14 protein-coding genes and 1 rRNA gene are annotated in these 19,066 nt (G+C 60.3%); 9 read left to right on the top strand and 6 right to left on the bottom strand.

Features of this window, described 5'->3' with window-relative positions; all coding sequences use genetic code 11:
* Positions 1–6 precede the first annotated feature (6 nt).
* The 7 genes from rrf to ABD819_RS15510 all read left to right on the top strand — a co-directional run bounded on the left by rrf (position 7) and on the right by ABD819_RS15510 (position 7,132).
* Positions 7–118: ribosomal RNA gene (rrf, locus tag ABD819_RS15480) — 5S ribosomal RNA — on the top strand.
* Positions 119–316: 198 nt separating this feature from the next.
* The gene (locus ABD819_RS15485) at positions 317–1,510 is read left to right on the top strand and encodes an ISL3 family transposase (protein ID WP_345125745.1); all 1,194 of its coding nucleotides are present in this window, start codon (positions 317–319) and stop codon (positions 1,508–1,510) included.
* A gap of 169 nt (positions 1,511–1,679) precedes the next feature.
* Complete coding sequence (locus ABD819_RS15490; RefSeq protein ID WP_345125746.1) at positions 1,680–3,725, top strand: BatA domain-containing protein; 2,046 nt, start codon at positions 1,680–1,682, stop codon at positions 3,723–3,725.
* Positions 3,726–3,800: 75 nt separating this feature from the next.
* Positions 3,801–4,361, top strand: a complete 561-nt coding sequence (locus tag ABD819_RS15495; RefSeq protein WP_345125747.1) for a DUF4199 domain-containing protein — start codon at positions 3,801–3,803, stop codon at positions 4,359–4,361.
* Positions 4,362–4,405: 44 nt separating this feature from the next.
* Positions 4,406–4,945: a DUF4199 domain-containing protein gene (locus ABD819_RS15500; protein WP_345125748.1), complete on the top strand. Its 540-nt coding sequence runs from the start codon at positions 4,406–4,408 to the stop codon at positions 4,943–4,945.
* A 19-nt stretch (positions 4,946–4,964) separates the two neighbouring features.
* Positions 4,965–5,915 carry a glycosyltransferase family 2 protein gene (locus tag ABD819_RS15505; RefSeq protein WP_345125749.1) on the top strand — a complete coding sequence of 317 codons (951 nt, stop codon included), beginning with the start codon at positions 4,965–4,967 and terminating at the stop codon, positions 5,913–5,915.
* 89 nt (positions 5,916–6,004) lie between these two features.
* Positions 6,005–7,132, top strand: coding sequence for a glycosyltransferase (locus ABD819_RS15510; protein WP_345125750.1), 1,128 nt, complete (start codon positions 6,005–6,007; stop codon positions 7,130–7,132).
* Positions 7,133–7,255: 123 nt separating this feature from the next.
* On the opposite strand, the gene ABD819_RS15515 is transcribed toward ABD819_RS15510, so the two are convergent.
* A complete protein-coding gene (locus tag ABD819_RS15515) occupies positions 7,256–8,371 on the bottom strand; it encodes a glycosyltransferase family 9 protein (protein ID WP_345125751.1) in 1,116 nt (371 codons plus the stop codon).
* A gap of 94 nt (positions 8,372–8,465) precedes the next feature.
* Positions 8,466–9,806, bottom strand: a complete 1,341-nt coding sequence (gene purB, locus ABD819_RS15520; protein ID WP_345125752.1) for an adenylosuccinate lyase — start codon at positions 9,804–9,806, stop codon at positions 8,466–8,468.
* A gap of 382 nt (positions 9,807–10,188) precedes the next feature.
* Here purB and ABD819_RS15525 point away from each other — a divergent pair, with 382 nt between their 5' ends.
* A complete protein-coding gene (locus ABD819_RS15525) occupies positions 10,189–12,321 on the top strand; it encodes a transglycosylase domain-containing protein (RefSeq protein WP_345125753.1) in 2,133 nt (710 codons plus the stop codon).
* A gap of 194 nt (positions 12,322–12,515) precedes the next feature.
* On the opposite strand, the gene ABD819_RS15530 is transcribed toward ABD819_RS15525, so the two are convergent.
* The 4 genes from ABD819_RS15530 to hemG all read right to left on the bottom strand — a co-directional run bounded on the left by ABD819_RS15530 (position 12,516) and on the right by hemG (position 18,389).
* Complete coding sequence (locus ABD819_RS15530) at positions 12,516–15,077, bottom strand: T9SS type A sorting domain-containing protein (protein WP_345125754.1); 2,562 nt, start codon at positions 15,075–15,077, stop codon at positions 12,516–12,518.
* Between the two features lie 90 nt (positions 15,078–15,167).
* Positions 15,168–16,088 (bottom strand): TerC family protein, encoded by a 921-nt coding sequence (locus tag ABD819_RS15535; protein ID WP_345125755.1) that lies wholly within the window; start codon positions 16,086–16,088, stop codon positions 15,168–15,170.
* An 82-nt stretch (positions 16,089–16,170) separates the two neighbouring features.
* On the bottom strand, positions 16,171–16,911 hold the full coding sequence (locus ABD819_RS15540; RefSeq protein ID WP_345125756.1) for a polyprenol monophosphomannose synthase: 741 nt from the start codon (positions 16,909–16,911) through the stop codon (positions 16,171–16,173).
* A gap of 143 nt (positions 16,912–17,054) precedes the next feature.
* Positions 17,055–18,389 carry a protoporphyrinogen oxidase gene (gene hemG, locus ABD819_RS15545; protein ID WP_345125757.1) on the bottom strand — a complete coding sequence of 445 codons (1,335 nt, stop codon included), beginning with the start codon at positions 18,387–18,389 and terminating at the stop codon, positions 17,055–17,057.
* 145 nt (positions 18,390–18,534) lie between these two features.
* Here hemG and ABD819_RS15550 point away from each other — a divergent pair, with 145 nt between their 5' ends.
* Positions 18,535–19,053 carry a D-glycero-alpha-D-manno-heptose-1,7-bisphosphate 7-phosphatase gene (locus ABD819_RS15550; protein WP_345125758.1) on the top strand — a complete coding sequence of 173 codons (519 nt, stop codon included), beginning with the start codon at positions 18,535–18,537 and terminating at the stop codon, positions 19,051–19,053.
* Positions 19,054–19,066 lie beyond the last annotated feature (13 nt).

Here is a 19,066-nt window from a genome sequence, read left to right on the forward strand (position 1 = left end):
GCCAGCAATGGTGGCTTTAGCCCGGGTGTTCACCTCTTCCCATTCCGAACAGAGTCGTTAAGCCCCGGTGCGCCTATGGTACTGCCTTCACCGGTGGGAGAGTCGGTCGCCGCCAACCTTATTTGAGCAAATCCCCTGTGCCGCTTTCACCAGCCGCATAGGGGATTTTGCTTTTATGGACTAAATCCAAGCTATCGACATTCCCACCGTTGATAGCGAGAGCAAGCAACAAGATGATTTGGAAGAGGTGCTAGTGGTCAAAAAACTGGTTGTCTGACAATTTTAATGGAGCAGCGCTCCTGGCTTACCTTGAGGGATGAATGAGCTAGCTTTTTACACCGACCTGCTGGGCTTGCCTCAGGTGGCCCTGACGGGCGTCATGGTCACGAAAACGACGATAGAAATCGCCTGTACCTTGACCGATACGCAGACGCTCTGTCCTTGCTGCGGGGTGGTCTGCACGCTCGTCAATGACCGTACCACGCGCCGGTTACGGGATTTAAACATTTCGGAGCGAGCGGTTTACCTGGTGGTGAGCGTGCGGCAGTTTCGTTGCCCGACCTGTGGCAGTTGCCCGACCGAGCGGTTGCCGTTTGCCGATTCCAACAAAAGCTACACACACCGGCAAGCCCGGTATGTGTTTGCCTGGTGCCGCAAACAAGCCTACAGCGAAGTAGGGGCCGTGGTCGGGATGCACGCCAAAACGGTGGAGCGTCTGGTGCTCGACCAGTGCCGGCAGGCCGAACAACTGCCCGAGCGCTACGTCGGTCTGCGGCGCCTGGGCATTGACGAGCAAAGCCACCGCAAAGGCAAGAAGCACTTTATCTGCCTGCTCACCTACCTGGACACGGGCACTGTGGTCGACATTCTGCCAGACCGCAAAAAAGAAACCTTAGTCGCTTATTTCCAGAAGCTTGGTCCAGCTTTTTGTCAGCAGATAACGGCCGTTAGCTGCGACATCTGGCAGCCGTATCTGGCCGTAGCGGCCACCTGTTTCCCGCAGGCCACGCTCGTGCTCGACCGGTTTCACGTGGTGAAATTGCTCAATCAGGGCCTGGATGCCTCCCGGCGACGCTTGCGCAAAGAGGCCCCGGACGAAGCGGGCTACAAACAGCTCAAATGGCTTCTTTTCGAGCAGTACCACCGCCTGAGCGATGCGGAGCTCGACACCTTGCAGGGCGCCTTTGCGGTGAGCGCCGAGTTGAAAAGCGCCTATTTTCTGCGCGAAGAGTTCCACCATATTCTAGACCGGCCGCAAGCAGTAGATTCCGCCATTGGCTTATTAGACAAGTGGATAGAACGTATTCAGGCCCCAAAAATCACCCTCTTCAATTCCTTTATCCGCACCCTCCAACGCCACAAAGAACCGATTGCCAACTACGTGCTTGAAAACTTGTCCAATGCCGTGACGGAGGGACTCAATAATTTAGTCCGAAGCATTCGTCGATGCGCCTTTGGCATGCCTAACTTTCAGCATCTGCGGCTGCGAGTCATGGCCATTTCAGGGTGAACATTAAAATTGTCAAACCTTACCACATTTTTTAACATGCACCGCTAAACTATCCGGTTTTTGGGAAGCAGTATACACCTACTGGTTGGCGTATAAAAATGATGACTTATTTGGTCATATACTTACATGCTCCAACAAATATGGGTTGGTTTGTTAGATAGAATACGCTATGAAACTGTTGTATCCGGGATTTTTAGTGGCATTGGGCGCGATTGCCATTCCAATTATTATTCATTTGCTGCAACTGCGCAAGCCGAAGCGCTTATTGTTTACTAATACTGCTTTTATAAGAGAGGTAGAATTAGTGACGGTGCAGCACCGGCGGTTGCAACATTTATTAGTATTAGGGGCTCGTGTGCTAGGTATCGTTGCTTTAGTGCTGATGTTTTGTCAGCCTTTTGTTCCTGCTAAAAATGTTGCTCAAGCAAATACCGGGGGCGTTGGAGTAGTAGTGGATAATTCATTTAGCATGCAGATGCGTGGGACCGTGCAATCTTCTCTATTTCAGGAAGCTATTGTGAATGCGCGGAATTTAGGTGCAGGTGGTAAGTCGGAGAAACAGTTGGAGTTGCTTAGTGCTGGCAAGGCAACTCCATTTGGTGCTGCTTTGGATGAATTGAAGCTTAGCGCGCAAGCTAATGCCGCGAAAAACTTGCGTAATCATCCTGCTCAGAATCAGGTATACGTCATCTCGGACTTTCAAAAAAATGGGTTCAATACGGATGCGTTTGATGGTTTGGAAAGAACCAGGCAGACGGTGCTGGTACCGTTGAAGGGCGAGCCAACGGCGAACGTATATGTTGACAGCGTGTGGGTCGATGATGCTTTCGTGCGGGTGCGAACGAACCTGAGTTTGCACGTTCGGGTGCGAAATGGTGGCAATGCTGAGTTGAAGGATTGTCCGGTGAAGGTGTTTCTGACTGGTAAGCAGGTAGCGGCCTTTCGGGTGACGCTCGCGGCTGGTCAGGTGCTGACTTCGGTGGTGCAGGTGCAGGTGAGTGATGCTTCGGTAGCGTTGGGGCGGGTGGTGACGGAAGATGTGCCGGTGACATTCGATAATGCTTATTATTTTACCTTGCAGCCCGCGGCCAATATCAGCGTATTGGAGATTGGAACAGCGCCCATTGCGCAGCAGTTGTATGCGAATGAGCCACTATTTAATTACACGTTCTCCAAGCCTGAGCGAGTAGACTATGGCGGGTTGAGGCGGGCTAATGTGGTGCTGGTGCGGGGCCTGGCAACAATTGATGCCGGCTTGCGGGAGGCCTTACGGGCGGTGACCCAACGTGGCGGGACTGTGGTGGTAGTGCCTTCAACGGTGGCGGGCGCGCAGGCATCTTATCAGCAATTATTTAGAGAACTGGGGTTGGGAGCGGCGCGATGGGAGGCTGCGGTGGCGACTCCGGAACTGCGGGATGTGGCCATGCCGAACGCTCAGGACCCGTTTTTTCAAGATGTATTTGGCGCACCGCAGCGGGCCGTGACGATGCCACGCGTGGCTCCGGTGCTCCGGTGGACGCGGACAGGCAAGGATATTTTGCGTCTGCGGGATGGCGAGAGCTACCTGGCAAGTTTCGCCAGTGGAACGGGCCAGGTTTATGTCTTCTCGGCTCCGTTTGAAAAGGCGTACTCGGACTTTGGTACGCATGCGCTGTTCGTGCCGGTGATGTATCGGATGGCGATGCTGAGCTACCGGAATGAGCAATTGCCCGCTTATCGGCTTACCCAGAACGGGCTGGCCCTGAAGTTGCCCGTGGAGCCTAACCAGCCGGCACGGGGTGCCGAGCGGGCGGATGAAGCCCCCCTGCGCCTGGTGAAAGACAGTTTGACGCTGATTCCGGCACAGCGGATGGTGGGGCAGGAAGTGCAGCTAGCCTTACCCGAGAGCATGGCCGAAGCTGGGTTTTACCGGGTGATGCGCCGCAATAAGGTGTTGGCAACCCTGGCCTTTAACCAAGACAAGCGCGAATCGGAGCTGGCGGTCTATTCGGCCGAGGAACTGCGCCAGTTGATTGGACCCAATCGCCCGAATATTCAGGTGCTGGAAGCGGGGACGGACGGAGCGGGTCTGGCCAAATTTCAAGCGGAGCAGACGGGCCAGCCCCTGTGGCGCTACTGCCTGCTGGTGGCGCTGGCTTGCTTGCTGGCCGAGGCGCTGTTGCTACAGTTTGGCTCGCGCCGAGCGGTTGCGGCGGGCATCAGACAAGCTGCTTAGGGAGTACGCTTTAGTAATTATAGCCTGCTGTAGCTGCCACAAAGCGTATCTTGCGGCCTTAACGGGTACTTGTTTATGGCTGTTTATTCTTCCGTGGAGACCAATGCAACGCTGGATACTGCGCCTTCGCGCCTCGTGACGCGCCTGGCCCTGCGGTTTGGAGGGGGCGCGGGACTGGCGTGCGGCCTGTGGATGCTGGGCTTGCAGCTGAGTGGCAACAACGGCTTTGGTCCGAAGCAAGTGCTGGCGCAGCTGCTGGTGCCTCTGGCAGCAGTGGCGAGCGAATGGGTTTTGCGGAAGAAGCTGCAGCCCGGCAAGCCCGGGCTGGGCCGCTCGTTGAGCGTTGGGTTGCTGACGGTACTGATTGCGGCCGTGATTTCGGCGGGCAGTGTGCTGGCGCTGGCTTATGGGGCGGGTGAACCAGCGTTGGCGCGCAACCGCGCCGAGGTGAAGGAAATTATACTGTCCCAGCAACGCGAAAACCCCAAAATGATGCGGAGCGAGAAGGAAATTCGGCAGCAGTTGCAGAACGTGGATAAGTTGGCGGCTTCGGATTTGGCCACCAGCAATTTCACGATTGTGCTACTGTTTGGACTGGTGCTGGCTTTACCGGGGGGGATATTTTTTCGGGAGTAATTCGGTTTATCTTTCGGCTCTTTTCAACCATTTACACACCATACATGGAAACAAACGCTACTTCACCGGTTACCACCACAGCGGTGGCCTTACGATATGGGCTGCTATTGACTGTGAGCGGCATACTGGTCGACTTTTTAGTTCGAATTGCGGGCTTCAACTTCATGACATTTGGTATCGCATCTTTCTTAGGCGGTATCACCGTGAGCATTGTGTGGATAGTATTGGCTCACCGCGCTTTTAAACGCGCCAATGGTAACCTTATGACGTTTGGCCAAGGGCTAACTATTGCTATGATAATGATGCTGATAACAGGCTTCGTGTCCGGCTTATTTAATTACTTGTACGTGCATTATATCGACCCGGAATTCGTAGAGCGGATGAAAGCGGGAATGACAGAATTCATGGAGCGCAATAATGTGCCCGATGAACAAATTGAGACAAGTACGGCTCGTTTGGATGGCATGAATGTGGGTATCGGTAAAGCATTGCTAGGAGGACTGGGTAATGGACTGGGCTTTGGTTTGTTCCTGGGATTGATAGTTTCAGCATTTACCAAAAAATCGAAGCCTGAGTTTGAATAAATTACCTGCCACTTTTCCGGTGGAAATTTCCATCGTGATTCCGCTGCTCAACGAAGCAGAGTCGTTGCCGGAGCTCACGCGCTGGATTGCGCGGGTGCTGCAAGCCAACGGGCTGACGTATGAGCTGATTCTGATTGATGACGGCTCGACGGATGATTCCTGGGCGGTGATGGAAGCGCTGGCCGAAGAAGATGCCACGCTGCGGGGCATTCGCTTCAACCGCAACTACGGCAAATCAGCGGCGCTGAACGTGGGCTTTGAGGCGGCGCGGGGCCGGGTGATTTGCACCATGGATGCCGATTTGCAGGACTCGCCGGAGGAATTGCCGGAACTGTACCGGATGATTGTGGAGGACAAATACGACCTCGTGAGCGGGTGGAAGCAGAAGCGTTTCGACCCGCTTTCGAAGACGCTGCCGACCAAGCTATTTAACGGCGCGACGCGGTGGATTTCGGGTATTCAGCTGCACGACTTTAACTGTGGGCTGAAATCGTACGACCAGCGGGTGGTGAAAAGCATTGAGGTGTACGGCGAGATGCACCGCTACATTCCGGTGATTGCGAAATGGAACGGATTCCGCAAGATTGGGGAGAAGGTGGTGCAGCACCAGGAGCGTAAATACGGCGTGACCAAATTCGGGCTGGAGCGGTTTGTCTACGGCTTCCTGGATTTGGCCAGCATCACGTTTGTGAGCCGGTTTAGAAGGCGGCCAATGCACTTTTTTGGCACACTTGGCAGCTTATCGTTTTTTGTCGGCATACTGCTGACGCTGTGGGTGGTGGGCGAAAAAGTGTGGCTTTCGCTGCACAATCTGCGCGCTCGCAATGTGACGGACCAGCCGTTGTTCTTTCTGGCGCTCACGGCGGTAATTATTGGCGTGATGCTCTTCCTATCTGGCTTCCTGGCCGAAATGGTGCAGCTGAACGGGCCGCGCCGCAACGATTATCTGGTGCGGGAAAAACTTAATTAAATTCATTTAACAATTATCAATTAATATTTAACAGTCGCGTATTTGGTCGAGTGTAGGTTGTTAAATGGTACTTGATAAATGTTAATGACATGAAGGTTGTAATTATTGGCCCGGCGTACCCCTTGCGGGGTGGGCTGGCGACGTACAACGAGCGGCTGGCGCGGGCATTTCAGGAAGCCGGCGATACCGTGCGCATCGTCACATTCTCGCTGCAATACCCGGATTTTCTATTTCCCGGGCAAACGCAATTCAGCACCGAGCCGGGACCGGCTAACCTCGATATTGAGGTAAGCCTGAATTCGGTGAACCCGCTTTCGTGGGTAGCAGTGGGGCGGAAATTACGCCGTGAGCGGCCCGATTTGGTTATTTTCCGGTTCTGGCTGCCCTTTATGGGGCCGGCGCTGGGCACGGTGGCGCGGCTGGTGCGTGGCAACGGGCACACCCGCGTAGTGGCGATTACGGACAATGTGATTCCGCACGAGAAGCGGCCGGGTGATGGCCCGCTCACGCGCTTTTTCCTGAGCGCCTGCGATGGATTTGTGACCATGAGCCGCAGCGTGCTGAGCGACTTGCAACGGCTGGGTTTTGGGCGGAAGCCGGCCCTGTACCGGCCGCACCCGCTATACGATAATTTCGGCCCGATTAAATCGAAAGCCGACGCGCTGGCGGCGTTGGGGCTGCCGGCTACCATGGGATACGTATTATTTTTTGGGTTTATCCGGGCGTATAAGGGACTGGATATTCTGCTGGAAGCATTTGCTGATAAACGGCTGGCCGAATTACCGATTAAATTAATTATTGCCGGCGAATACTACGAGGATGCTGCGCCGTATGAGGAATTAATTAAGCGTTATAATTTAGAAGAAAGAATTATTCGGGCGACGGATTTTATTCCGAATAACGTAGTGGTGGACTATTTCTGCGCGGCCGATTTAATTATGCAGCCCTATAAAAACGCCACGCAAAGCGGCGTCTCGCAAATAGCCTATCATTTTGAGCGGCCCATGCTGGTGACGGACGTGGGCGGGCTGGCCGAGTTGATTCCGGCTGGCGTGGTGGGCTACGTGGTGCCGCCCACGCCGGTCGCCATTGCCGACGCGGTGGTGGATTTCTATGCGGCGAAGCGGGAAGAAACCTTCGTGGCGGGCGTGCGGGAGCAGAAAAAGCAGTTTTCGTGGCCCGTGATGGTGGCGGCGCTGAAAGAGGTGGCAGGCTAACCTCACCCCCTGACCCCCTCTCCAAAAAAGAGGGGGCACCGGCTTTGCGCTAGTATTTCCCTGTTAATTAATTAAAAGCGCCGTCATTCCCGAACTGGTGCCCCCTCTTTTTTGGAGAGAGGGTCAGGGGGTGAGGTTGGGCTGCACGACGCTTTCGCGCACGGCCTGCAACACCTTGGCCGCCGGCAAATCCTCCATGCAGCTCGTGCCCAATTTACAGCTGCCCCGGTAGAAGCAGACGCAGTCCTTGTTGGGCTGCACGATTTGGCCCCGGCCGTAGAGGTCGAATTCGTGGGGGTTGAAGATGTTATTCATCAGGATGGTGGGCTTGCGGAGCGCAATGCTGATGTGCATGCCCATCGTTACCTGCGTCACGATGCCGTCCATCTGGTTCATCAGGTTGATGAACTGGGGCAGGGGGAAGGTGCCGGGGTAGGCCGCGCCGGTGGCGGCGTGCAGCTCGCGGTTGCGGGCGTCTTCGGCCTCGCCGCCGAGCAGGACGGGCGTGTAGCCGGCGGCTTGCAGGCCGGTTATCAGCTCAATCCACTTTTCGGTGCTCCAGAGGCGGGTGGTCCACCGGTCGCCGCAGCCGGTGTTGAGGCCGATGCGGGGATGCGTGGCGGGCAGGGCGCTCCAGTCGAAGCCCTTGTCGTCGTGGGTGTCGAAGACGTACTCTTCGCCCCGGAAATCGAAGCCGCAGAGCTCGAAGATTTCCTGCACGTAGGGCTTGGTGTTGGCCTGGCTCACCTGGTCGAAGATGCCGGTGAGGTACTTGTGCTCGGCCAGCGCATTCACGGGCCAGGCCACGCCGTCGTGCGGGCGCAGGGCGTAGCCGAATTTCTCTTTGGCCTCGATGGTGTTCAGCAGGGCGCAGGCTTCCTTTTCCTTGTCGAGGTTGATAACGACATCGAACTGCCGGGCCTGCAATTGGAGGGCGCTGGCGAAATCGAACTTCAGAATCTCCTCAATCTCGGCCTGGGGCAGGATGGCGGGCGTGAGCGTGAGCCAGGTAATGGCGCAGCCGGGCCGCTCCTCGCGCAGCCGCAGCAGCAGGGGCGTGGTCCGAATCACATCACCAATAGCCCCGAGCTTGATAATCAAAATCCGCTGCGTGACCGGCTCATACACCGGGCAGTCGGCGCACACGTAGCCGTCGGTTTTGTTGGGACGGCAGGGGAGGTCGCCGCGAAAGTGGCGGCAGTCGGGGTGAACAACAACGGTGTCGAGGAGCTGGGGCACGGCGCAGGCAAGGGGAATGATGCGGCAAAAGTAGCGCCCGGCGGCGGCCGGGGAGGTTGAGGTGGGTTGAAGGAAGAATATCGATGTAACGTGCCTACCGCCCCACGTAGCTATGCGGCGTGATGCCGCGCAGCTCCGCCTTCACGCCCTCGCTCACGTCCAGCCCCTCGATAAACGCCCCGATACTGGCGGCCGAAATGGCCTCTCCCGTGCGGGTGAGGGCTTTGAGGGCATTGTAGGGGTCGGGGTAGGCCTCTCTCCTGAGAATGGTCTGGATGCCTTCGGCCACCACGGCCCAGTTGGCTTCGAGGTCGCGCTGCAACGCCGATTCATCAAGGGCCAGCTTGCCCAGGCCGCGCTGCAAAGCCCCCAACGCAATGAGGATGTGGCCGAGCGGCACGCCCAGGTTGCGCAGGACGGTGGAGTCGGTGAGGTCGCGCTGGAGGCGGGAGATGGGCAGCTTGGCGGCGAAGTGTTCGAGCAGAGCGTTGGCCACGCCGAAGTTGCCTTCGGCATTCTCAAAATCGATGGGGTTCACCTTGTGCGGCATGGCCGAGGAGCCCACCTCGCCGGCCTTGATGGTCTGCTTGAAGTAGCCGAGCGAGATGTACTGCCACACGTCGCGGGCCAGGTCGAGCAGGATGGTGTTGAGGCGCTTGAGCGCGTCGCAATGAGCCGCCAAGTGGTCGTAGTGCTCAATCTGGGTGGTGGGGAAGGAGCGATGCAGGCCCAGCCGCTCGTTCACGAAGGTGGCGGCGAAGGCGTGCCAGCTAATGCCGGGGTAGGCCGCGAAGTGGGCGTTGAAGTTGCCGGTGGCCCCGCCGAACTTGGCCCCGAACGGCACCTGGGCCAGCAGCGCCACCTGGGCGTCGAGCCGGGCCACGAACACCCCGATTTCCTTGCCCAGCCGGGTGGGCGAGGCCGGCTGCCCGTGGGTGCGGGCCAGCATGGGCACGGGGGCCCACTCCTGGGCGCGGGCGGCCAGGGCGTTGCGCACGGCGGCGTAGGCGGGCAGCACCTCGCCCACCAGCGCATCGCGGAAGCTGAGCGGAATGGCCGTGTTATTGATGTCCTGCGAGGTGAGGCCGAAGTGAATGAACTCGACGAACGCCCCCAGGCCGAGGGCCGTAAACCGGTCGCGCAGGAAGTATTCCACTGCTTTCACGTCGTGGTTGGTCACGGCTTCGTGGGCCTTCACGGCCTCGGCATCAGCCTCCGTGAAGCCTTCGTAGAGCTGGCGCAGCTGGGGGAAAGCATCCGGCGACACGCCGTGCAGCTGGGGCAGCGGCAGCTCGGCCAGGGCAATGAAGTATTCGATTTCGACCAGCACGCGGTAGCGTATCAGGGCCATTTCGGAGAAGCGGGCGGCCAGGGGGGCGGTGGCGCGGGCGTAGCGCCCATCGAGGGGCGAGAGGGCGAGGAGGGGGCTGGGCATGGGGCAAAAGTACGGGAGCCGCAAGGGAGGTAGAACGACCAACTCCCCTCCTTTTTTAAGGAGGGGATGTTCGAGCCGCAGGCTCGGACGGGGGTGGTGGCATTCGTTGAACGATGGCGGAACGATGGCCGCTCCAGTCGTTCCGCCATCGTTCAACGAATGCCACCACCCCAGCTGACGCTTCGCGCCAGCATCCCCTCCTTAAAAAAGGAGGGGAGTTGGTCGTTCAACGACTTCACCACCCCCGTTTCAGCTTCGCTGAAACATCCCCTCCTTGGCAAGGAGGGGAGTTGGCCGGTTGGCCTTATTCTCCCGTATTCCTGCTACGCCCTCGTTTTTCTTACCTTTGACGCTGGCTAAGCCGCCCACCATACTGAGTTCCGTGCAAATATCCCCCTCCACCAAACGACTTCTACTCGGCATTCTGGGCAGCCTGGCTGCGCTGCTTCTGCTGGCATTCGCCGTGTTTCAGTGGAAGCGCCAGCAGCTGCTCACCTATGCGCTGGAGGCCGTGAAGGCCAAGGTTGAGCGCAAGTATCCGGTTATCCTCACGCTGGGGCCAGCGCGCTTCGCGGGCTTCAAAACCGTGGAAATTGCCGGCCTGAGCCTCGTGCCCAGGGCCGCGCCGACCGATACGCTGCTCACTGCCAAGCGCCTGCAGGCCAGCCTGAGCGTGCGCTCGCTGTTTGCGGGCCGGCCGGTTTTTAGCGGGCTCGAAATCATCACGGCGCGGCTCACGGCCCGCAAATCGGCCACTTCCGACAACTACGGCTTTCTGGTAAAAAAACAAAAAGCCAGCACCGTGCCCCGCGACACCACCAAGGGCACCAACTACGGCCTGCTGCTGAACCAGGTGCTCGAAACCGCCTTCGACAACATCCCCGATGAGGCCAGCTTCAAGGATTTTTACGTGAGCTACCTGGGGCCGCGCCACACGGCGCTGCTGCGCCTGCCCGAGCTCCGGATTGAGGACGGCGACATTTCGGGCCGCCTCACGGCCAGCATCGACTCGGTGGTGAACGAGCTGGGCATCAGCGGGCACATCGTGCCGGGCGACTACGCCCTCACGGCGCGGGTGTTTGGGGTAGGCGGCTCGGTGCAGCTGCCCTACGTGCCGCGCCGCTTCGGGGCGCTGGTGAGTTTCGATACCGTGCTGGTGCGGCTCGATAGCAAGGAATTCGACGACGATGATACCGGCGGACGGCTCACGGTGCGCGGCTCGCTGGCCGCCCGCAACTTCAGCCTCTACCATCCCAAGCTGGCCGCCAACGAGATTGAGGTGAAGCGCGGGACGCTGGACTTTGTGGCCACGCTGGGCCGGGGCACGGCCGCGCTGGAGAAGGGCAGCCTGCTCACGGTGAACAAAATCGTGCTGCACCCCGAAATCAGCGTGCGATTGAAGCCCAGCCAGGCCGTGCGCATCAACGTAACCTCCGACGACACGGAGGCCAACGACTTCTTCGCCTCGCTGCCCACCGGCATTTTCGACGAGGTGCGCGGCATCACGGGCACGGGCACGCTGGCCTACCACTTGCGGGCCAGCCTGGATTTGGCCCGGGTCGATAGCCTGAAGTTCGACTCCGGCCTGCGCGGCAAAAACTTCAAGCTCACCAGCGTGGGCGAGGGCGACGACGACCTGAGCAAGCTCAACACGGCCTTCCGCCACACGGTGTACAACGACCGGGGCGACTCGGTACGCACTTTCGCCGTGGGCCCGCCCAACCCCGATTTCGTGCCCTATAATCAGGTTTCGCCCTACCTTATCCACGCCATCACGACGGCCGAGGACCCGCGCTTTTTCACCCACCGGGGCTTCATGGAGCAGGCGTTCGTGAAGTCGGCCATTCAGAACATCAAGGAGCGGCGCTTTGCCCGCGGCGGCAGCACCATTTCGATGCAGCTGGTGAAGAACGTGTTTCTGACCCGGCAAAAAACCGTGGCCCGCAAGGTGGAGGAAGCCCTCATCGTGTGGCTGCTGGAGAATACGCGCCTGGCCAGCAAGCAGCGCATGTTTGAGGTTTACCTCAACATCATCGAGTGGGGGCCCAGCAAGTACCGCTGGCCCAGTGGCAAGCGCGGCGTGTATGGCGTGAAAGATGCCGCCCTGTTCTACTACGGCAAGCGCCCCGGCGAGCTCAACCTGCCCGAAAGCCTGTACCTGGCCAGCATTATCCCGAAGCCGAAATTCGCCCGCTATTCCTTCGATGCCTACGGCGACCTGCGCCGCAGCACCCGCTATTTCTTCCGGCTCATTGCTGATATCATGGCCACGCGGGGCCTCATCACCGGCAACGACCGCGAAAGCCTGCCGTATGCGCTGCGCCTCAATGGCCCGGCCCGCCAGTATATGGCCTTCGCGGCCCGGCCCGACACCACCCGCATCACCGCCGCCGCCGATTCGAGCCAGTTTGAGCCCCTCAACCTGATTGACCTGCTCAACACCGGGGCCGCCGCCCCCGATGCCGGCGTGAACTCAGGTGCCCCCGATGTGGAGCCGCTGAAAGCGCCCAAATAGGTAGAGACGCAACATTTTGCGTCTCGTCGTTGAACGAAATCGCCAGGCGTTGCCCACGCGAGCCGTTCAACGAGGAGACTCCAACTATTGCGTTTCTACCTCGTGCCCGCAATCCGGTTATTGATGAGTAGAAACGCAAAAGGGGGATGCGCCAACGTTGGCGCATCCCCCTTTTACATTATGGCGCAGCTGAGCTATTGCACCGCGATGCGGCGCGTAACCGAGCCATTTTCATAGGCCACGCGCAGCAGGTACACGCCGGCGGGCAGGCGCTCTATGTTCAGGGTCAGCTCGGCGGCAGTGCCCACGGGCAGGGCCAGCACGGGGCGGCCCAGGGCATCGAGCAGCTCGATGGAGCGCGGGTGGGCGCTGGCATCGGGGCGCACGTGCAGCAGGCCGTGGGCCGGCACGGGCCAGGCGGCGGTGCGCCCGGCCACGGCCGCCGGAGCGGCCACGGCCAGCACGTTGGGGGCCGTGATGCGGGCCACGCCCAGGGCAGGCTGGAAATTGACCGTGGTAAAAGTGCCCGCGAGCACAATGGCCCCGTCGGGTTGCACGAGCAGGGAGCGCACGGTGGTATTGGGCACGGCGGTATTGCCGAATGAAGCATCCGTCTGGCCATTGGCCAGCATGCGGCCCAGGTTAATCTGGCCAGTCGTCGCGCTCGAATTCGTGAAGCTGCCGCCCAGCAGTACCCGGCCATTGGGCTGCTGGGCCAGGGCAAACACATTGCCGGTAAGCAGCGCGTTGGGCGCAAACGAAGCATCGGCCATGCCGGCCGCGTCGAGGCGGGCCACGCCGTAGTGCAGGGTGCCATCTACGGCGTCGAAGTTGCCGCCCACCAGCAGCTTGCCGTCGGGCTGCTGGGCCAGGGCATAAACGCGGTTGGACGGGGCCGTTGTGCCATTGGTGGCCGTGAAAGTCGACAGGTTGTTGAACGTAGGGTCGAGGGCTCCCGTGGTTTCGTAGCGCACCACGCGCACCACGGCGCTCGGCTGGCCAGTGGGGCGGAAGCGGCCACCTACTACAATCTTGCCGTCGGCCTGCACCAGCAGCGCGTCGGTGCCATTGGGGCTGCCCGTGCCGGTGCTACTCACAGCGCGCGAAAAGGAGAAGTCCGTAGCCCCGGTGCTGGTGAGCCGCGCCAGCCCGGCCCCGCCCACCCCGTTGAGGCCCCCGGCCACCAGTATCCGGCCATCGGGCTGCACGGCTACGGCCGTAAGGTTGGAAGTGGCCAGGGCCGGGGCAGCAAAGCCCAGGTCGGGAGCCCCGGTGGTGCCAAGCCGGGACACGCCTTGCACCATGCCGGCCACTACTTTGCCATCGGGCTGCAGGGCCAGGCAGGTAACGGCGGCGGGCAGCACGCCCGTCGCGGCCGAGTAGCTGGTTTCGAGCGTGCCATTGGTGGCCAGGCGGGCCAGCCGGTGCACGGGCTGGCCGTTCATTTCCGTGAAGTTGCCGCCCACCACCAGCTTGCCATCGGCCTGCCGCACCATCGCGACTACATTGCCGGGGATTTGCAGCTTGGCGGCAAACGTGGGGTCGGATGCGCCGGTGCTGGTCAGGCGCAACAGGTTGTTTTCCTGGTTGCGCAGGGTGTTGAAGTAGTTGCCCACTACCACGCCGCCAGTCGCATCGAGACTGATGCTGCTGGGGTTGCTGTTGGGGTTGCCGTTGAACTGAAAGCTGTTATCGAGGGCCCCGGTGGAGGTGAGGCGGGCCAGGCCATTGGCCGGGCCCGTGCTGAAGTAGCCGGCCACCACAATCTTGCCATCGGCCTGCAGCCGCACCGCCGCGTCGGAAAAGGTAGTGGAAATGCTGCCGACAGGAAACTGCGACGAAGAAACCGCGAAGGTATTGTCGATAGCCCCGGTGGTGAGGAGGCGCACCAGGCCGGGGCCGGAACCGGGGGTGGCCGTGTTCACCAGGTAGCCATTCACCAGCACTTTGCCGTCGGGCTGTAGCGTCAGCCCTTCCACCTGCGAGCCGGCCAGCAGCAGTGGGGCGAAGGTGGCATCTATGCTGCCGTTGGCGTTGAGGCGCACAATGCCCGGCGCGGGCGTGCCGTTGAAGGTCTCAAAATCGCCGCCCACCAGGATTTTACCATTGGGCTGCACCGCCACCGTGTAGGCCGAGGCGTACTGGTTGGAGGTGCTGAGAATGCCGCTGCCGGCGCTGAAGCCGGTATCCACGCTGCCGTCGGCGTTGAGGCGCACCACCCCGGCGGCCGTCGCGCCGCTGTAGGTGTTGAAATAGCCCACGACCACCACTTTGCCGTCGGCCTGCACGTCGTAGTTCTGCACGTAGCCGTAGTCGTTGGTGAAATCCGGGCCGGGGCCGGGGTCAAACCCGTTGTCGGGAGTACCGTTGGCGTTCAGGCGCAGCAGCTCGACCCGGCTCGTGGTTCCCACGGTGATGCTGCCACCATTAGCCCCCAGCAGGTACTGGCCGTTGGGCAGGTTCTTGATGCGAAACACGTTGCTGCCGAGGCCAACGTTTTGCCCAAAGGGTACATCTACGGCTCCCGCGGCATCGAGCCGCACCAGGCGGCCTGATGCCGTGCCGTTCACCCGTGTGAAGGTGCCACTTAGCAGCCGCTTGCCATCGGCCTGCTGGTCGCCCATGGTAAACACCGCGGCCGGGGCGAAAATGCTGGTAGGCGAGGCAAAGGTGGGGTCGAGCACCTGGGCCGCCGCCTGAAAATGGGTAAGCGGAGCCAGCAGCAATCCCGCAATAGCGAGTCGAAGTATTTTCATGTAGTGGTGGAAAGGAAGCGAAAAAATACAGTGAAAAAGGGGGTGAAAAATGAAGCGAAGGGAGAGTTAAAATAACAGAAGCGGCTGAGGCTACGCTTCTTTTTTGGGCCAGAGCAGCGAGGCCAGCACGCTCAGTACAAGCAGGCCGCCCACCACGCCCAGCGCCACGGGCATGGGGATGGTAATGAAGCTCTCAAGCAGGATTTTGGCCCCGATGAATACCAGAATGAGCGAGAGGCCGTAGTGCAGGTAGTGAAACAGGCGCATCATGCTGGCCAGGGCGAAGTACATGGCCCGCAGCCCCAGCAGGGCAAATACGTTGGAAGTGAACACGATAAACGTGTCGCGGGTGATGGCCAGAATGGCGGGAATAGAGTCGGCGGCAAATACCACATCGGTCGTTTCTACCATCACCAGCACCACGAAGAGCGGCGTGGCAAAGCGCACGCCGTCGCGCCGCACGAAGAATTGGCCCCCCTCAATCTGCCGGGTGATGGGCAAATGGCGGCTCAGGAAGCGCACCACGGGGTTGTGCTCGGGGTCGATTTCGGGACCGTCGCCGCTCAGGCCCATCTTGATGCCGGTGTACATCAGAAAAGCCCCCAGCGGGTAAATCAGGAAGTGGAACCTGGCCAGCAGCGCGCCTCCTATCAGAATAAATACGGCCCGCAGAATCAGCGCGCCCAGCACGCCCCAGAACAGGATGCGGTGCTGGTATTGTGCCGGCACTTTGAAATAGCTGAAAATGAGCAGAAAGACAAATAAGTTGTCCACGCTCAGGGCTTTTTCCACCAGGTAGCCGGTCAGCCATTGCAGCCCGGCCTGGGGGCCCATGGTGCGGTACACCACGTAGTTGAACGCCAGCGACAGCGCCACCCAAAAGGCACTCCACCCCAAAGCTTCACGCAGTTTTATCTCGTGGGCATTGCGGTTGAAAACCAATAAATCAAGCAGCAGCAGCCCGATAACGAACGTCGTAAAGAGCAGCCAGAACAGGGGCGTGTTTTCCATGCGTAGCGCCAAGATACAGCGGTCCAGGTGCGTCTACGCAACTGGTCCTCACGCCAACGCCCGCAACGTTCAGCTTAGCGCGCTAGCGCACCACCCGCTTCAGCGGGCGGAACCAGCTGTTGGCCTTCATCTGAAGCACCCCGAAGAAAGCTTCCTGCACAATGCCCTTCGACATCTTGGAAGTACCCCGGGTGCGGTCGGTGAAGATGATGGGCACTTCCTTGATGCGGAAGCCCAGCTGGTAAGCCAGCCACTTCATCTCAATCTGAAACGCGTAGCCTACGAAGTGAATGTTGGCCAAATCAATAGCCCGCAGCACCCGCGCCGTGTAGCACTTGAAGCCCGCCGTGGCGTCGCGGATGGGCATACCCGTCACCACGCGCACGTACCAGGAGGCGAAATACGACATCAGCACCCGCGACATGGGCCAGTTCACCACGTTCACACCCTCAATGTAGCGCGAGCCCACGGCCAGGTCGAAGCCGTCGCGGGCGCAGGCATCGTGCAGGCGCAGCAGGTCGTCGGGGTTGTGCGAGAAGTCGGCGTCCATCTCAAACACGTATTCGTAGCCGTGGCCCAGCGCCCAGCGGAAGCCGTGCAGGTAGGCCGTGCCCAGGCCCTGCTTGCCGCTGCGCTCTTCCAGAAAAAGGCGGCCCGGAAACTCGGCTTGCAGGCCGCGCACAATGGCGGCGGTGCCATCGGGCGAGCCGTCGTCGATAATCAACACGTCGAAAGCCCGCGGCAGCGACATCACCTTGCGGATAATCAGCTCCGCATTTTCGCGCTCGTTGTAGGTAGGAATCAGGACGAGGCCTTCGCTCATGGGGTAAGAATTGGGGCAAAGATAGGGTTTTGCCGCACGAAGCTGCATAAGCAATCAAGCTTCTGCGTTAATATTTAGTCAGTTAATATCAATAATAATAAATATTATGATACTAAAAATATAAAATGAATTAGAAAATCGGATTAGCTGGCGGCTAATGTTTCGGCGGTGCGGCGGGCGTGGCGGATGCAATCGGGCACGCTCACGCCGGCGCGCCAGTTGGCCACGGCCACTACGTGCTCGCGGGCCAGGGCATCGGTGGTAGCGTGGGCAGCCATAATGCGGGCATCGTACTGCGGAATGCTGCGCGGCCACAGGTAGCGCCCTTGCCAGCGCGGCGCGCCCGTGATGCCGTAGAACTTGCTCAGTTCGGCGTGCACGGCGGCTTGCTGCACGTCCTCGGGCTGCGCGGCGGCTTCCTCATACTGCGTGCCGCCCACGAAGGTGGTGAACAGCACCTGCCCCGCCGGCACCCGCTGCGGATAGATGCTGCTGGTCCAGATGGAGCCCGCCGCATACGTGCCTTCCACCTTGGGGTGCAGGGCCCCGAAGCCGTTGAGCGGGTGCGCTACGGCGGCGCGGTCGTAGGCCGAGAACACCACGCTCATGGGCGGGTAGTGCACGGCGGCCAGCGCGGCGGCGGCTTCGGCAAACAGCGGCTCCAGCAGCGGCGCGGCGGCGTAGGCGGGCAGGGCCAGGGCCAGGTGCGAGTAGCCGGGGGCGGCGGCCAGACCCTGGGGGCCGCGCAGCTCCAGCTGGTAGGTGCCATCGGTGGCTCGGGAAAGGGCCGTGACGGTCGTGCCGGGCTGGTAGCTGCTGAGCTTGGCCGCCAGCGTGTCGGTAATGGTCTGCACCCCGCCCGTGAGCGTGACGATGCGGCGGCGCGGCGCTCCCTTGCCGGTTTTCATCAGCCCGCGCAGCACCGAGCCGTACTGCTGCTCCAGCGCGGCCAGCTGCGGAAAGGTTTTGTGCAGCAGCAGCTTCTCGGGGTCGCCGGCGTAGATGCCGGCCATGAAAGGATTGACGGCGTAGTCCACGATTTCGGGGCCGAAGCGGCGGCGGAAAAAGTGCGCTACGGTTTCGTGAACATCGATGGGCGCGGCGGGCTGGCGGAATTCTTTCAGCAATTGCCACTTGGCTTTGAGGGTGAAAAAGCCGTTGGTGAGCAGGGTGGGGGGCGAGCCGGGCAGCTCGCGGTAGCGCCCGTCGCGCAGCACGTAGCGGTGCTGGCTCACGGCGGCCGAGTCCTGAATCTGGTCGGTGAGGCTGAGGTCGGCCAGCAGCTCTTCCAGCTCGGTGCTCAATTGCAGCGAGTTGGGGCCGGTTTCGAGCAGGTAGCCTTCCGGCGTGGCCCAGGTGTGCAGGTTGCCACCGGGGCGCTGGTCGGCCTCGAATAAATCGTAGGGCAGGCCGGCCTTTTGCAGGTACCAGGCCAGGGTGAGGCCGCTGATGCCGCCGCCGATGATGGCAATTTTCATAGAGTGATACTGTAGCTGAAGCGAGCTGTAGCGCGAAGCGGTGCTTCGCGTCGCCGCGCCGCCAACGAATTGTTGTATCGGCGCAACGCCGTGGGCTACAAAGTTAGCCTCGCCGTCCTGCGGTTCGCCCGTAGCTTTGCTCCCGATGACAACAATCAACAAAGCCATTTTTCTGGACCGCGACGGCGTGCTGAACGACGAAATCGGCGACTACGTCTGGAAGCTCGACGAATTCATCGTGAGCCCCGGCGTGCCCGAGAGTCTCACCCGCCTCAAAGCCGCCGGGTATTACCTCGTGGTGGTGACCAACCAGGCCGGCATCGCCAAAAAGCTTTACACCGCTGCCGACGTGCACGCCTGCCACGCCAAACTGCAGGACGCCTGCGGCCACTTGCTCGACGCCCTCTATTTCAGCGAAGCCCACCCCAGCGTGAGCGACTCCATCCTGCGCAAGCCCGATTCGGGCATGTTCGAGAAAGCCGTGGCCCGCTTCAACCTCGACCCCGCCCAGTGCTGGATAGTGGGCGACCGGTACCGCGACATGGAAGCCGGGGCCAAAATCGGCGTGCGCGGCATCATGGTGGGGGAAACGGAAGCGGTGGATTTCACGCCCCGCGTGGCGGATTTGCGGGCGGCCACGGATATTATTCTGGGCGCGGAATAATTGTAAAAAGCAC

The organism is Hymenobacter antarcticus (assembly GCF_039539545.1).
Taxonomy (GTDB): Bacteria; Bacteroidota; Bacteroidia; order Cytophagales; family Hymenobacteraceae; genus Hymenobacter; species Hymenobacter antarcticus.

Coding starts and splice junctions, on each gene's coding strand:
- ABD819_RS15485 (WP_345125745.1), top strand. CDS start 317: ATGAATGAGCTAGCTTTTTACACCGACCTGCTGGGCTTGCCTCAGGTG.
- ABD819_RS15490 (WP_345125746.1), top strand. CDS start 1,680: ATGAAACTGTTGTATCCGGGATTTTTAGTGGCATTGGGCGCGATTGCC.
- ABD819_RS15495 (WP_345125747.1), top strand. CDS start 3,801: ATGGCTGTTTATTCTTCCGTGGAGACCAATGCAACGCTGGATACTGCG.
- ABD819_RS15500 (WP_345125748.1), top strand. CDS start 4,406: ATGGAAACAAACGCTACTTCACCGGTTACCACCACAGCGGTGGCCTTA.
- ABD819_RS15510 (WP_345125750.1), top strand. CDS start 6,005: ATGAAGGTTGTAATTATTGGCCCGGCGTACCCCTTGCGGGGTGGGCTG.
- purB (WP_345125752.1), bottom strand. CDS start 9,806: ATGCCCAGCCCCCTCCTCGCCCTCTCGCCCCTCGATGGGCGCTACGCC.
- ABD819_RS15530 (WP_345125754.1), bottom strand. CDS start 15,077: ATGAAAATACTTCGACTCGCTATTGCGGGATTGCTGCTGGCTCCGCTT.
- ABD819_RS15535 (WP_345125755.1), bottom strand. CDS start 16,088: ATGGAAAACACGCCCCTGTTCTGGCTGCTCTTTACGACGTTCGTTATC.
- ABD819_RS15540 (WP_345125756.1), bottom strand. CDS start 16,911: ATGAGCGAAGGCCTCGTCCTGATTCCTACCTACAACGAGCGCGAAAAT.
- hemG (WP_345125757.1), bottom strand. CDS start 18,389: ATGAAAATTGCCATCATCGGCGGCGGCATCAGCGGCCTCACCCTGGCC.
- ABD819_RS15550 (WP_345125758.1), top strand. CDS start 18,535: ATGACAACAATCAACAAAGCCATTTTTCTGGACCGCGACGGCGTGCTG.